Raw genomic sequence first — 14273 nt, 5'->3', positions numbered from 1 at the left:
TCGCTCTAACAGGCGCTGCATATCTTGTGGCAAACACCTGTCAGCCCTGATGCGATCCCCGTGGGAGCTGGCTTGCCAGCGATGAGGCCGGTGCATGCAACACAAATCCCGTCAGCCATACAACAACCGCTCCGCCAACATCTGCGCCACCCGCGCCGGCGAGCGTTTCTCTGCTTGGGCATGGCCGAACACTTCGGTCAGCCGCGAAGGTATGCGTGCCAGGTGCGAGGTGATGGTGCCCAGGTCTTCGCCACGGTGGGTGAGCGCCACGTAAATCAAGCCACCGGCATTGATCACGTAATCGGGCGCATACAGTATCCCGCGGGTCTCCAGCTGGTCAGCCACCTGCAAGGTGGTCAGCTGGTTGTTCGCCGCTCCCGCCACTGCCGCGCAGCGCAGTTGCATCACGCTCTGCCCGTTCAGCACCGGCCCCACACCGCACGGGGCAAAGATGTCGCAGGGGGTGCTGATCAACGCATCGTGGGTCACCGGGTGGGCATCGAGCTGCTCAACAGCCAGCCGTACCCGCCCTGTGTCCAGATCGCTCACCAACAGTTCCGCCCCCGCCGCATGCAGTTGTTCGGCCAGGGCGTAGCCAACATTACCCAGCCCTTGCACCGCTACCCGCAGGCCTTCGAGATTGTAGCTGCCCAAGCGGGCATAGGACGTGGCGCGGATGCCGGCGAATACCCCCATTGCCGCATGCGGTGAGGGATCACCCGAGGCCGTGGTACTGGTCACATGCGGCGTGCTCTGGGCGATGCAGTCCATGTCCAGGGTCGAGGTGCCACTGTCCACGGCGATGATGAAACGCCCTTGCAAGGTATCGACGAAGCGGCCGAAGGCCTCGAACAAAGCTGCGCGGTTTTCCACATGCGGGTTGCGCAAGATCACCGCCTTGCCGCCCCCCACGGGCAAGCCCGCCAGTGCCGCTTTGTAGCTCATGCCCTGGGCCAGGCGAATCGCGTCGGCCATGGCGCTTTCGTCATCGGCGTACGGCAGGTAGCGGCAGCCACCCAGCGCCGGCCCCAACTGCTGGCTGTGGATCGCCACCACCGCTTTCAGGCCCGTGGGCGGGTCGGTGAACAAGTGCAGTGACTGGGTACGGGTGCTTTGCATCAGCGCGAACATCGACAGGCTCCCCAACAGGTGCTGCACCCAGTATAAGCCCGGCCTCATGTTTGCAGCCGCCGCCAGACCACTGGACGAAACCCCGCACCGCAGCTAATACTCAAGCGAGTGTGGAGAAGCCCCATGAACCCACGTCAAGCCTGCCTGGCCTGCCTGGAACGCGAGCCCGTCGCCCTGCTGGAAGCCGCATTGTGGGTTGCCGCCGAGCACGACCCTAACGTCGCGCCTGTCGCCAGCCTTGCCATCGTGCACGACCTGCAGCACGCAATCAGTGCCCACCTGCCCATGCTACCGTTGAGTGAACTGGCACAGCCTCTGCTGCGCCAACTCAATGCACTGGGGTTTGTGCAAGACGAATACCTGCCGTTGCGGCCACATGCCGCCATGCTGGACAAAGTGCTGCAACGCCGCCGAGGCCAACCGCTGGCCCTGGCCATCCTCGCCCTCGAGCTGGCCAGGCGTTTGTGCATACCGCTGGAGGGCGTGGGTTTTCCCGGGCACTTCCTGTTGCGCGTGCCGGGTGCCGACCACCTGCTCGACCCCTGTGGCGGCAGGCGCCTGTACCCCAGCGACTGTCGCGAGCTGCTGGCACGCCAGTTTGGCCCCGACCTGCCGCTGACGGCAGAGCACCTGCGCACCGCCAGCGCGCAGCAGATGCTGCAGCGCCTGTCGCGCAACCTGCGCCAACTGCATATCAGCAATGACAACCACCTGGCGGCGTTGATCGACGCCGAACGGGTCATGCAATTGGGGCCGGTGCAGGTCGCGGACTACATGACCCGCGCCTCGCTTTACCAACACCTGGACTGCCCCCAAGCCGAACGCTACGACCTGGAGCATGCCCTGCTGCTGACGGAAGACCCGGTCCAGCGCCTGAAGCTGTGCGAGCGCATCGGCAAGCTTCCGGCGGCGAACCGCTCACTTCACTGAGCCGGGGTGTCCGGCTGCCGGGCCGGGTGGGCCTGGGCGAATGCCGGGTGCGCGGCTGCCAGTGCGGCAACCCGTTGAATGCGCGGGTAACCGCCAAGGTCGACAGCGAAACGCTCAGCCGCGTACAACTGCGGAATCAGGTACACATCGGCCAGGCCCGGGGTATCGCCAAAACAGAAACCCTCATCGCCAATCAACTGTTCCACGGCCGCCAGACCCTGGCTGATCCAGTGTGCGATCCAGTCGTTCACCTGGCCCTCGTTCTGACCGCCCTGGCGCAGCCGGTTCAGCACGCTGACATTGTGCAGCGGGTGGATGTCGCATCCGATGATCGCCGCCACACCGCGCACCTTGGCCCGCCGTTCGGCATTGACCGGCAGCAGGGCGGGCTGTGGGTACACCTCTTCCAGGTACTCGATGATCGCCGGCGACTGCACCAGCACTTCACCGCCGTCACTGCGCAAGGCTGGCACGCGGCCCTGCGGGTTGACGGCCCTGTAGCCGGCGCCACGCTGTTCACCTTGCAGCAGGTTCACCGGCAAGGCCTGGTAGGCCAGGCCCTTGAGTGCCAGCGCGATGCGCACCCGGTAGGACGAGGTGGAACGGTAATAGGTGTACAGCTCCATGCCCTGCCCCCTCAGTTGGCCGCGACGACCGTGCCACGGCATTCGCCGAAGCCGATGCTGGCCACGCCGTCACGCTGGCAGCGGGCGCGCAGGATGATCTCGTCACCGTCTTCGAGGAACTTGCGCACCTCGCCACTGGCCAGCTCCACCGGCAGTTTGCCGCCTTCGGTGATTTCCAGCAGGCTGCCGTACGAGCCAGGGGTCGCACCGGAGAGGGTGCCCGAGCCGAACAGGTCGCCCGGCTGCAACTGGCAGCCGTTGACGCTGTGGTGGGCAACCAGTTGGGCCACGGTCCAGTACATGCTGCGGGTGTTGCTCAAGGTCAGGCGGTGCGGGGCAAGGCCCTGCTCACGCATGCGCGCGGTCAGCAACAGCACTTCCAGCTCGATATCGAACGCGCCCGCAGCCTGGTCGCGCTCGTCCAGCAGGTACGGCAGTGGCTGCGGGTCGCCTTGCGGCCGGGCCGGCTGGGCGCAGCGGAACGGCGCCAGCGCCTCGGCGGTGACCACCCACGGCGAAATACTGGTAATGAAGCTTTTCGACAAGAACGGCCCCAGCGGCTGGTATTCCCAGGCCTGGATGTCGCGCGCCGACCAGTCGTTGAGCAAGCACAGGCCGGCCACGTGTTCGGCAGCATCACCTACCGCAATCGCTTCACCCATGGCGTTGCCCTGGCCGACCCAGATACCCAGTTCCAGTTCGTAGTCCAGGCGCGCACAGGGGCCAAAGCTGGGCTCGGTGTGCCCGGCCGGCAGGGTCTGGCCCTTTGGCCGGCGCACCTCGGTACCCGAGGGGCGGATGGTCGAGGCACGGCCGTGATAACCGATCGGCACGTACTTGTAGTTGGGCAGCAACGGGTTGTCGGGGCGGAACAGCTTGCCGACGTTCTTGGCGTGCTCGATACCTACGTAGAAGTCGGTGTAGTCACCGATCTGCGCCGGTACGTGCAACTGGCAGTCGCCGGCGTTGAGCAGGGCCGGCTTCAGCGCCGCCTGGTGTTCGCTGTGTTCACCCAGCAATGCCTGCAAGCGTTCGCGCAGGGCCACCCGCGCGCTGCGCCCCAATGCGAAGAATGCGTTCAGTGCCCCACCCCGGGTCGCCTCGACGCCAGCCTTGGCTGCGCCGTCGAACAGGCCGGCGGCCAGCACCGCCTCCAGGTCGAGGATTGCGTCGCCAATGGCCACGCCACAGCGCCTGGCTTCACCTGGCCGGCTGAAGATGCCCATTGGCAGGTTCTGCAGCGGGAAGTCGCTGTGCCCGTTGGCGTGCTCGACCCAGCTACGGGCAATGGCAGTGTGGTTCATGGGTTATCTCCGGTTCGGGTTGAAGGTGCTCGGCAAGGTGGCCCAGCAACTATCGTAGTCGGCCTGCAATTGCGGGCATTGCAGCGCTTGCACGCTCGGGCGCAGCACCTGGCTGGTCTCGAACATGAACGCCATGGTGTTGTCGACCTTGTGTGGGGCCAACTCGGCGGCAATGGCTTTTTCGCAGGTTTCGGCATCGGGCCCATGGGCGCTCATCACCCCGTGCAACGACGCCCCACCCGGCAGGAAGCCCTCGGCCTTGGCATCGTAGGCACCCTGGATCAACCCCATGAACTCGTTCATCAGGTTGCGGTGGAACCACGGTGGGCGGAAGGTGTTCTCGGCCACCATCCAGCGCGGCGGGAAGATCACGAAGTCCATGTTGGCCAAACCATGCACGCTGGTCGGCGAAGTCAGCACGGTGAAGATCGACGGGTCCGGGTGGTCGAAACTGACCGTACCCAACGTGTTGAAGCGGCGCAGGTCGTACTTGTACGGCACGTTGCTGCCATGCCAGGCAACCACGTCCAGCGGCGAATGCTGCAGTTCGCAGGCCCAGTGCTCACCCAGAAACTTCTGGACCAGCTGCTGCGGGCCGGTGGTTTCTTCGTAGTGCGCCACCGGGGTGAGGAAATCCCGCGGGTTGGCCAGGCCATTGCTGCCGATCGGGCCCAGGTCCGGGAGGCGCAAGGGGGCGCCGTGGTTTTCGGCGATGTAGCCGCGGGCCTGGCCGTCGAGCAACTCGACACGGAACTTCATGCCACGCGGGATCACCGCAATCTCCAGCGGCTCGACCTGCAACACGCCCAGCTCGGTGGCAATGCGCAGGCGCCCCTGTTCCGGCACCAACAACAGTTCGCCATCGGCATTGAAGAACACCCGCTCCATGGAGCGGTTGGCGCAGTAGATGTAGATGCTCACGCCGCTCGGTTTATCTGCCGTGGCGTTGGCCACCATCGGCAGCCAACCTTCGATGAAGTCGGTGGGTTCGGCGGGAATCGGCTGGGGGCTCCAGCGCAGGCGATTGGGGTTGATGCCCCCCAGCGGGCCCTGCAGCGGTTGGCGCGCCAGGCGCTCGAAACGTGGGTGCAAGGCAGACGGGCGGATACGGTACAACCAGGTCCGCCGCAGCTCGCTGCGGGCCATGGTGAACGCCGTGCCGGACAGCAGTTCGGCGTACAGCCCGTAGGGCGCCTGCTGCGGCGAGTTCTGCCCGACCGGCAAGGCACCGGGCAGCGCTTCGCTGGCAAACTCGTTGCCGAAGCCGCTGAGGTAGTGAAGGTCGGGTGATGGATCGCGATTCATCGGTGCCTCCGGGCTCTGGCCGAGCCGTTGCGGGCAGTTGGCTGCAGGCCCTGGGGTGGGCGGCAGCGGGTCTGCATTGTTTTTATCGTAATCAGATTACGAATAACGTAATTTGCTCCACGCATGGCGTCAAGCTATAAAGGCCCGACTGAAGAATCCGGAAGCAGCTGTCCATGGCCAAAGCCAGTACCACCGCCGACAACGGCAAGCAGAAAGTCCGCTCTGCGGAGGTCGGCACCGACATCCTCAAGGCCTTGGCTGAATTGGCCCCTTCCACCTCGTTGTCACGCCTGGCCGAGCATGTGCAGATGCCGGCGAGCAAGGTGCACCGCTACCTGCAGGCATTGATCGCCAGCGGGTTTGCCGAGCAGGATGCTGCCACCAACCATTACGGCCTGGGGCGTGAGGCATTGCGGGTGGGGCTGGCGGCGCTGGGCAGCATCGATGTGCTGAAAATTGCTGCACTGCCCCTGTCGCAACTGCGCGACGAACTGAACGAAAGCTGCTTCATCGCCGTGTGGGGTAACCAGGGCGCGACCGTGGTCAGCATCGAGCCCGCGGTGCGGGCGGTGACCGTGGTAACGCAGATCGGTTCGGTGCTGCCGCTGCTCAGCTCATCGACCGGGTTGGTGTTCGCTGCCTACCTGCCCGAGCGGGAAACGGTAGACCTGCGTGACCGTGAACTGGCCGCCCTGCAGCACTCTGCCGACGATTATCAAGCGCTACTGGCCGGCATACGCGAACGTGGCCTGCACCATGTACACGGTTTGTTGATGCCGGGCGTGGATGCATTGTCGGCCCCGGTATTCAATGCCCTGGGGCAGGTTGCGGCGGTGATGACCGTGGTCGGGCCTACATCGATCTTCCATGCCGACGAGCATGGCCCGGCGGCACAGCGGTTGCTGGCGGCAACGCGGGAAACCAGCTGGCGAATGGGCTACTCGCCCGCGGCCTGAACAGCTGCGCAACTGTTGCCCGAAACGTAAAGGTGAATGTCATAAGCGGCTATTTTTCCTACAGGATCAAGCGCTTATTCTTTACTCACTGGCCGGCATGAAGGGCTCTCCCCCCCGCCTTTCAGGCCTGCGAGGTGCACTGACGTAGATTTTGAAGCTCCTTGATCTAACGTCTCGATTGGCCGCTGCGGCTTGCAGCGGCTTTTTTTTGCGCTGAATAATGACGCCCGCGGACACCGGCAAAGCCTCGGGCCACGCGACACCTGTAGGAGCGGCCTTGCGTCGCGAACGGGCAGCGAAGCAGCCCCGGCAATTTAGCCGCCAACGCTGAAATCCTGGGGCCGCTTCGCGCCCCTTTCGCGACGCAAGGCCGCTCCTTACAATGGCCTTACAACGGGTATTTCTGCAGGTTGGCCATCATCTGCTGCAGCGCCTGCAAGCTGTCCTGCGGGTGCACTGCCCCTTCGAAATCACCAATGTGCTCCCACTGCTGCGCGACCTGCTCGGGCGTAAAGCCTTCGCGCGGGTCGAAACCCACCCCCAGGCTACGCTCCCAGCGCACCTTGCCGATCCAGCCCCCGCCCACCTCGAACAGCTCGCCGCTGCCCTGGCACTGTTCGCTGCCCAGGTACACCACCAAGGGGCTGACCAACTCCGGCTTGAGCCGTTCGAACACCTGCGGGGGAATCAGCCCTTCCGTCATGCGCGTACCGCCGGTTGGGGCAATGGCGTTGACCAGGATACCGTGCTTGCGCCCTTCGATGGCCAAGGTACGGGTAAGCCCGTACAGGCCCAGTTTGGCCATGCCGTAATTGGCCTGGCCGAAATTACCGTAGATGCCAGAGGTGGATGCCGTGAATATCACCCGCCCCCAGTTCTGCTCACGCAGGTGTGGCCAGGCCGCGCGGGTAACTTTGTAGGCGCCTTCGACATGCACTTGGTAAACCTGCTCCCAGTCGCTGTCGTCCATCTTGTGGAAGGTCTTGTCACGCAGGATGCCGGCGTTGTTCACCACGACATCGACGCGGCCATAGCTGTCCAAGGCCTGCTCGACAATGCGGGCACCCTGGCTGACCGAGTCATGGTTGGCAACCGCACTGCCCCCGGCGGCGCGAATCTCCTGCACCACCCGATCAGCAGCGCTGGCGCTGGCGCCCTCCCCGTGGGTGGAACCGCCGAGGTCGTTGACCACCACCTTGGCCCCGCGGGCGGCGAACAGCAGCGCGTGGGCACGGCCCAGGCCGCCACCGGCGCCGGTAACGATCACCACACGATCTTGCAGAAGTACAGGCTCGCTCATGCCAAGGGCTCCAGGCAGGTTCAGGTCAGCCGAGTGTCTGCCGCCGGCGGCAAGCAGACAATCAAGCTCACGCAGGCTGAATGCCTGGTAATAACGCCGGGCCATGAGGCCCGCTCAGGACCACGCCACTTTCGCCTGGCAAAAACTCAGCGGTTGCTCACGAAAGGCCAGGTAATGCCGCAGCACCTGCACCGGCGCCTCGGTGTGCGGGTAGTGGCCTATACCCTGCAGTTGCACGGTGTCTGGCTGTGGCACCAGTTGCCGGTAACGCTCAAGCATGTGCGCGCCGGACAATGGGTCGACCATGCCGTTGATCAGCCGCATGGGCACACCTGGGCACTGCATGGCCGCAACCCAGCGCTCACGGTGCAGGCGGCGCTCCAGCAGGTAGCCCACCAGTTTATGCAGCACGCGCGTACCGCGGTTGGCGGCGATCAGGCTCCAGAAATCGTCCAGGGCACTTTCGCTCGGGTGGGTGCAGGGGCCATGGACCTGGGTCATGTTGCGCACCAGGTCGTCACGCCCGAAGGAGCGACCCACCAGCCAGCCGAAGCGGCTCAGCAGCAACTTCTGGATCAGCAGCAGGTGACAGCTTTCGGCGAACAGGCCACTGTTGAGAAATACGCAGCTGGCTACCTCGGCGCGCTGCTCATGGTGCCGCGCCAGCAACTCCTGAGCGACGCTGCCGCCATAGTCGTGAGCCAGCAGGTGCACCGGTTGGTCCACCTGCAAGTGGGCGAGCAGCGCCTGCTGCAGGTCGGCTTGCTCGATCAGGCTGTAGGCGTGGTCCACCGGTTTGGCCGAATCGCCAAAACCGAGCATGTCGCAGGCAATCACCCGAAAGCGCTGCGTCAAAGGCCCCCACAGGTAATGCCAGTCCCAACTGGCGGTGGGGAAGCCGTGTAAAAGAAGCAGGGGCTCTCCTTGCCCTGCGGTCCAGTAGCGGATGCTCTGGCCCCGGAATGTGAAGCTCTGTCCCCGGGTACGCCAGACGCACAATGGAATTTCGGCCAAAGGCATCAGAAGTAACCCGGTTAAGTGGTGTGGACTGGATAGGGCAAGGCTGCGGTCATTGCATGTCACCTCGGCACTTTCATGTGCTCTCTATGTCGAGGGTGAGTCTAGCCAGCCCTACCAGGGGTGGAACTTGCGTTGCCAGCCAGCTTGATGACTGAGCGAGTCAGTGGCACGAACGGTCAGAGCAACATGGCCAGCAGCGGTGCGGCGAACAGGTTCAGCAGCCCGGTCAGGACCATGACCAGGCCGGCCACCGAGCCTTCCTCGCGGCCCACTTCCTGGGCCCGGCTGACCCCGGCGCCGTGCGCGCCCACGCCGAACAATGCCCCCCGGGCCAACGGCGTGCGCAGCGGCAACCAACGCAGCAGCACGCCACCGAACATGGCACCGAGCACCCCGGTGAACATCACGAACACCGCCGTCAGCTCGGGCACACCGCCCAGGTCATGGGCCAAGGGCATGGCAAAGGGCGTGGTGATGGAACGCGGCACCAGCGACAGGCTGGTCGCATTGTCCAGCGCCAGCAGGTGCGCCAACCCCCATGAACTGGCGATGGACGCACTGCTGCCCGCCAGCATGCCGACCAGCAACGCCGGCCAATGCCGGGCAAGCATGGCCCGCTGCTGCCAGATCGGCACGGCAAAGGCCACGGTCACCGGGCCGAGCACGCCCATCAGCCAGTGGGTATTGCGCGCGTACTCGGCATAGGCGGTGTGCAGCGGCACAGCCACCGCCAGCAGCAACACCGGCACCAGAATCAGCGGCGACAGCAGGTAGCGCTTGCTGCGCCGGTACAGCCAGCGGCTGCCCAGGTAAGCCAGCAACGTCAGCGCCAGCCAGAACAACGGCATGGGTTCAAGGCTCATGGCGCATGCTCCAGCGGCACACAAGTTCGACGGTCAGGGCCGTCACTACCATCACCATCAGCGTGCTCACGGCGATCACCAGCAGGATGCGCCAGCCCTCGTCCCGGATCAGCGCGCCGTAGTCCAGCAGGCTCATCAGTGCAGGAATGAAGAACAGCAGCATTTCGGCCATCAACCAACCGGCGCCCAGTTGCAGCATGGCTGGCTTCAGTGCCCCCACGGCGAACAACAGCAACAACAACGCCAGGCCCATGACCCCGCCGGGAATAGGCCAGCCCAGCCAAGTGGCCAGCTGGCCACCGAGTGCAAACAGGGCATACAGGGTCGCCAGCTCGGCAAGCAGGCGCAGCAGTTTTTTCAGTAACGCGGGTTTCATGGCGGTGTTCCTCGACAGGCCCTCATTTTAAGTTTTGGCTGCCTAGGCCAGAAGCGAATTGTTAGACTGGCTACCATTCCATAATAGAATTGGCACATGGAATTCAAACAGCTGCGCAGCTTTATCGAAGTGGTGCACCGAGGCGGCTTTACCCAAGCCGCACAGACCCTGCACATCAGTCAGTCGGCCGTCAGCAAGCAAGTGGCGCAGCTTGAGCAAGATGTGGGCCAGCCGCTGCTGGAACGCCAGGCATCACACCTGCACCTGACCGCCGCCGGGCGCATCGTGCTTGAGCGCGGCGAGGCCCTGCTGCGCCAACGCCAGGCGCTGCTCAACGAATTGGACGATCTGAGCCAGATGGAGCGTGGCGAACTGCGCCTGGGCTTGCCGATGCTGGGCAGCGATGCGCTGTTCGCCGGTTTGTTCGCCGAATACCGGCGGCGCCACCCGAACATCGCCATCCAGTTGGTGGAGGGCGGCAGCCGCAGCATCGAGCAGGCCGTCAGAAGTGGCGAGCTGGAGCTCGGTGGCAGCCTTACGCCCAGCGACGACGGGTTCGAATACCAGCCGTTCTGCAATGAGCCGCTGGATGCCCTGCTACCGGCGGGGCATGCGTTGGCAGGCCTGGGCGGGGTGCACCTGAAGCAGTTGGCCGCAACGCCGTTCCTGCTCTACCAGCGCAGTTTCGTGCTCAATGACCGTTTGGTGAAAGCCTGCCAGCAGCAGGGCTTCACCCCGACGGAAGGCGGGCGCAGTGGCCAGGCGGATTTCCTGGCAGCGTTGGTCGCGGCAGGCCAGGGCGTGGTGCTGCTGCCCCGGGTGGTGGCAAAAGCCCTGGAACGCCCTGGTGTGGTGCGTATGCCCCTGCGCTCACCGGGGGACCTGCGCTGGGACATTGCCTTCATCTGGCGGCGTGGCGCGTATTTGTCGCGGGCCGCGCAAGCGTGGTTGGCGCTGCTGCGCGAGTGGCCGGTACCCGGCAGCGAGGCATGAATCGGGATCTGGCTGGCAGGTCTGCCCGGACACTCCCTGCGGCAGGCCCATAATTGCTAAACCTGACCGTCAGCCTTTCAAGGCATCAGCCAACTCGGCCAGCCACGGCTCGGCATCCGTTTCCGGGGTCACCGTCTCGCTGGCATCCAGTTGCAGCATCGGCTGCACCTCGCGCACGCCCAGCTCGGCAAACAGCTCGCGCAGCTGTTCGCCACCCCCGCAGTAGGTATCGCCATAGCTGGAATCGCCCAGCGCAATCACTGCACCCGGCAGGCCACGGAAGGCCGCTGGCAGGCTGTCACGCAGGCTGCTGTACAAGGGCATCAGGTTGTCCGGCAGCTCACCCATACCGGTAGTCGATGTCACGGCCAGCAGGGCCTGCGGGGCAAAACCTTCAAGGTCCTGCAAAGTGGCACGTGCGGCGTGCCAGGCTTGGTAGCCGGCGGCCTTGAGCTTCGTTTCTGCATGACGGGCGACTTCTTCGGCGGTGCCATAGACCGATCCGGAAATAATGGCGACTTTCATCGGGTATAGGATTCCGAAACTGAGTGAAAACGTAGGATACTAGCATTCAGCGCTGGCAAAAGGCCGCCTCTGCCAAAGCCGCCTGCTACAGCGCGTCCGTTTTTACTGCCTGCCGCATGGCCTGAACATGATCAACGCAAAACTGCTGCAATCGATGGTCGACGCCTCCCATGACGGGATCGTGGTTGCCGAACAGGAAGGCGACGACACCATCCTCATTTACGTCAACGCCGCGTTCGAACGCCTGACCGGCTACAGCCGGGACGAAATACTCTACCAGGATTGCCGCTTCCTGCAGGCTGACGACCGTGACCAGCTCGCGCGTGCGCGCATTCGCAAAGCCTTGGCCGAACGCCGCCCGTGCCGGGAAGTGATGCGCAACTACCGCAAGGATGGCACTGCCTTCTGGAACGAGCTGTCGATCACGGCGGTAAGGAACGACGCCGAGCGACGTACCTACTTCATCGGCATTCAGAAGGACGTCACCCGCCAGGTGGAAATGGAGCGAGAGCTGGCCGAACTGCGCGCTCGTCTGAAAGCCGACGAACGCACCTGAACCAAGCCCCCCGGTTACGGTCAACTACGTTGAAGAAATCGCCACCACCGAGTTCGATCATGCAAGCAGACGCCCTTCTTACCCAGGACGAGCTGGATTTCATTCAGAGCATGCAGCATTCGCCCAACCTGAACCTGGCCGACTCGATGTCGAGCCTGCAGGTCAATGGCGACCGCCGCATCCAGAGCTTGCTCACCCGCTTGGTGGCCAATGAACAAGTGACCTTGCAGGCGCAATTCAACAACCAGCAAATCAGCTTCCCGCTGCAACTGGTGGAAGACGAATTCCACGCTTTGCACCTGCAAGTCGGCTCCCCGGAAATCTACGAGGACGGCCCCATGCTGCGGCCATGGCGCCTGTCGCTGGAGCAGCCCAGCGCCCTGCTCGACGGCCATGGCGCGCCTGGCGGGCTGTGGGTACGGGAAATTTCCTTCAAAGGCGTGCTGGTGGAGCTGCGTGGCCTGCCAAGCGCGCCGGCACGTTTCGACCTGCGCTTCGCCCCCGGCAACATCCAGCCGATCGAACTGCAGGGTGTGCTGGGCCGGCGTATTGGCCCGGACCTGGCAGCGTACGACCTTGGCCAAAGCCCAGCGGAAGAAATCGAACGCCTGCGCGACTACATCCTGCAGGCCCATTGCCGCGCCCACCCCGAATTGCACACTCAGGTGTCCAGCTGACCTGCCAGGCACTGGCGCAGACGCTGACGCATCACCCCGCCCTGTGCCCCCAGGCAAACCAGGGGGCTGCCCGCCAGGCCGCCGCTGGCCTGGTCCGTTGCCTCTCCCGCCAGCAATAACGCGCAGCCCAGCACCGACGCCAGCCGCTTCAGATAGCGGCTGACCTCTGCAGTGAGCGGCTGGTGGGAAAACAGCACGAGGGCGTCTGGTTTCATGCGTTCGCAGACCAGCGCCAGCTCTTGCAGGGGCTGCCCACACACCAACGGCGTCACGCCAACCTCGTCACTGCCCAGCAGCAGGCTGGTGACCAGCAGTTCAAGCTCATGGCATTGCCCCGGCAAGGGCACCAGCAGCACGTTGTGGCGACGCGGCGCGGCCGCCAGCTGCAAACGCGTGAACACCCGCCCGCGCAAAAACTGGTCAAAAAACAGCCACTCGCTGGTCTGGCCGTAGCCGCCATGGCGCACGGCCAGGTCGTGCCACACCGGCATGAAAACCTCAGCGAAAACCTGATCGAGCGTGCTGGCGGCAAACACCTCCTCATAAAGGCGGCCCAGCCCTGGCAGGTCAAAGCGTTGCACTGCCAAGCGCACCTGCTGCTGCCAGCCTAGCGAGCTGTCCACTGCGCGCGTGGCCTGCCCGGCAAGCGCCTGGCTGCGGGCAAGGATGCTGCCCACCTTGCTGACCGCCACGCCGCGCTCCAGCCAGCCGAGGATACTGCGGATATCGTCGACGTCCCCCTGGGAATACAGGCGGTGGCCGCTGTCGGTGCGGATGGGCTGGATCAGACCGTAACGGCGCTCCCAGGCGCGCAGGGTCACCGCATTGACGCCAGTCAGGCGGGAGACTTCACGGATCGGAAACAGCACTTGCTGCTCGAAGCTCGCATCGCCCCCCGGCTTGCGTCCCAGTTCGCTCATCTGCACGGCATCCTGTGTGCTGGAATAGATGGCCTAGTCTACTACGACAGCGCCGGGCACAGGTTGCGACCATTTGCCGGCTGACAGTTGCCACACAGCACAACTGCGCGATAATCCGCGCCCGATTCTTGCATGTCTGCCTGCGTTGCCCACCACCCCGGGCCACGCAGCCAAGGGGCCGGCTACCCGCCGGCCCCGTTGCCAGGAGATACACAATGTCTACCCCACCCGTTACCCTGATGGTGTCGCGCCGCGCCGCACATGGCCGCTACCAGGACCTGTTGGCCTGGCTGCATGAGGGCGAACAGCTGGCCACTGACTTCCCCGGCTACCTGGGCTCGGGCATTCTCGCCCCACCCCACGATGGCGACGAGTTCCAGATCATTTTCCGCTTCAGCGATGAGCCCACCCTGCATGCCTGGGAGCATTCCGCCTCGCGGCGGGCCTGGTTGCAGCGCGGCAATGGCCTGTTCGAGCGCCCCAAAGAGGCGCGTGTCAGTGGCATTGACGACTGGTTTGGCGCCAGTGCGGTGCAGAAACCGCCGCGCTGGAAACAGGCCGTGGCCATCTGGCTGGCGTTCTTCCCAGTGTCGTTGGCGTTCAACACGGCGTTCGGCCACTGGCTGGCCGCACTCGACCTGGTACCACGGGTACTGCTCAGCACCCTGGCCCTCACGCCACTGATGGTGTACCTGTTCATCCCGTTGTCCACCCGCCTGCTGGCCGGTTGGCTACAGCCCTCTTCGGCCACCGCGGGCGCCCTGCGCAGCCGCTGAGGCCAGGCCGTACAA

General features: G+C 64.6%; 16 protein-coding genes. 6 read left to right on the top strand and 10 right to left on the bottom strand.

The features are described 5' to 3' along the window. Positions 1–111 precede the first annotated feature (111 nt). Positions 112–1131, bottom strand: coding sequence for a Glu/Leu/Phe/Val dehydrogenase dimerization domain-containing protein (locus tag EGJ22_RS20945; RefSeq protein WP_009682681.1), 1020 nt, complete (start codon positions 1129–1131; stop codon positions 112–114). Positions 1132–1254: 123 nt separating this feature from the next. Between EGJ22_RS20945 and EGJ22_RS20940 the strand changes: the two genes are divergently transcribed. Continuing rightward, positions 1255–2061 (top strand): SirB1 family protein, encoded by an 807-nt coding sequence (locus tag EGJ22_RS20940; protein ID WP_029886904.1) that lies wholly within the window; start codon positions 1255–1257, stop codon positions 2059–2061. Here the strand turns inward: EGJ22_RS20940 and maiA are convergent. From maiA to hmgA, 3 genes are read right to left on the bottom strand one after another with little or no spacing between them, the layout of a single operon-like run. Next, positions 2055–2687, bottom strand: a complete 633-nt coding sequence (gene maiA / locus EGJ22_RS20935) for a maleylacetoacetate isomerase (protein ID WP_029886903.1) — start codon at positions 2685–2687, stop codon at positions 2055–2057. The genes EGJ22_RS20940 and maiA overlap by 7 nt on opposite strands. An 11-nt stretch (positions 2688–2698) precedes the next feature. Then, entirely contained in the window at positions 2699–3991 is a 1293-nt protein-coding gene (gene fahA, locus EGJ22_RS20930; RefSeq protein WP_029886902.1) for a fumarylacetoacetase, read from the bottom strand. Positions 3992–3994: 3 nt separating this feature from the next. Continuing rightward, on the bottom strand, positions 3995–5296 hold the full coding sequence (gene hmgA, locus EGJ22_RS20925) for a homogentisate 1,2-dioxygenase (protein ID WP_029886901.1): 1302 nt from the start codon (positions 5294–5296) through the stop codon (positions 3995–3997). A gap of 173 nt (positions 5297–5469) precedes the next feature. Here hmgA and EGJ22_RS20920 point away from each other — a divergent pair, with 173 nt between their 5' ends. Next, complete coding sequence (locus tag EGJ22_RS20920; protein ID WP_009682676.1) at positions 5470–6252, top strand: IclR family transcriptional regulator; 783 nt, start codon at positions 5470–5472, stop codon at positions 6250–6252. A 388-nt stretch (positions 6253–6640) separates the two neighbouring features. Here EGJ22_RS20920 and EGJ22_RS20915 read toward each other — a convergent pair whose 3' ends face one another. From EGJ22_RS20915 to EGJ22_RS20900, 4 genes are all read right to left on the bottom strand, one after another. Next, positions 6641–7552 carry an SDR family oxidoreductase gene (locus tag EGJ22_RS20915; RefSeq protein ID WP_009682675.1) on the bottom strand — a complete coding sequence of 304 codons (912 nt, stop codon included), beginning with the start codon at positions 7550–7552 and terminating at the stop codon, positions 6641–6643. A 114-nt stretch (positions 7553–7666) separates the two neighbouring features. Beyond that, positions 7667–8572: an alpha/beta fold hydrolase gene (locus EGJ22_RS20910; protein ID WP_029886900.1), complete on the bottom strand. Its 906-nt coding sequence runs from the start codon at positions 8570–8572 to the stop codon at positions 7667–7669. Between the two features lie 176 nt (positions 8573–8748). Continuing rightward, a complete protein-coding gene (locus EGJ22_RS20905) occupies positions 8749–9435 on the bottom strand; it encodes an LrgB family protein (protein WP_009682673.1) in 687 nt (228 codons plus the stop codon). Further along, positions 9425–9811: a CidA/LrgA family protein gene (locus tag EGJ22_RS20900; protein WP_009682672.1), complete on the bottom strand. Its 387-nt coding sequence runs from the start codon at positions 9809–9811 to the stop codon at positions 9425–9427. The genes EGJ22_RS20905 and EGJ22_RS20900 overlap by 11 nt, the downstream gene beginning before the upstream one ends. Positions 9812–9907: 96 nt before the next feature. On the opposite strand from EGJ22_RS20900, the gene EGJ22_RS20895 reads away from it, so the two are divergent. Continuing rightward, positions 9908–10804 carry a LysR family transcriptional regulator gene (locus EGJ22_RS20895; RefSeq protein WP_029886899.1) on the top strand — a complete coding sequence of 299 codons (897 nt, stop codon included), beginning with the start codon at positions 9908–9910 and terminating at the stop codon, positions 10802–10804. A gap of 69 nt (positions 10805–10873) precedes the next feature. Here the strand turns inward: EGJ22_RS20895 and EGJ22_RS20890 are convergent, their stop codons facing one another. Beyond that, entirely contained in the window at positions 10874–11329 is a 456-nt protein-coding gene (locus EGJ22_RS20890; RefSeq protein ID WP_009682669.1) for a flavodoxin, read from the bottom strand. 127 nt (positions 11330–11456) lie between these two features. On the opposite strand from EGJ22_RS20890, the gene EGJ22_RS20885 reads away from it, so the two are divergent. Further along, the gene (locus EGJ22_RS20885; RefSeq protein ID WP_009682668.1) at positions 11457–11885 is read left to right on the top strand and encodes a PAS domain S-box protein; all 429 of its coding nucleotides are present in this window, start codon (positions 11457–11459) and stop codon (positions 11883–11885) included. Positions 11886–11944: 59 nt separating this feature from the next. Continuing rightward, positions 11945–12562: a hypothetical protein gene (locus EGJ22_RS20880; protein WP_009682667.1), complete on the top strand. Its 618-nt coding sequence runs from the start codon at positions 11945–11947 to the stop codon at positions 12560–12562. On the opposite strand, the gene EGJ22_RS20875 is transcribed toward EGJ22_RS20880, so the two are convergent. After that, the gene (locus tag EGJ22_RS20875) at positions 12547–13482 is read right to left on the bottom strand and encodes a MerR family transcriptional regulator (RefSeq protein ID WP_029886898.1); all 936 of its coding nucleotides are present in this window, start codon (positions 13480–13482) and stop codon (positions 12547–12549) included. The genes EGJ22_RS20880 and EGJ22_RS20875 overlap by 16 nt on opposite strands. Positions 13483–13697: 215 nt before the next feature. On the opposite strand from EGJ22_RS20875, the gene EGJ22_RS20870 reads away from it, so the two are divergent. Next, positions 13698–14258: an antibiotic biosynthesis monooxygenase gene (locus EGJ22_RS20870; RefSeq protein ID WP_009682664.1), complete on the top strand. Its 561-nt coding sequence runs from the start codon at positions 13698–13700 to the stop codon at positions 14256–14258. Positions 14259–14273 lie beyond the last annotated feature (15 nt).

Source organism: Pseudomonas sp. p99-361, assembly GCF_003935475.1.
Taxonomy (GTDB): Bacteria; Pseudomonadota; Gammaproteobacteria; order Pseudomonadales; family Pseudomonadaceae; genus Aquipseudomonas; species Aquipseudomonas juntendi.
This window is presented reverse-complemented; position numbering and strand designations above follow the sequence as displayed.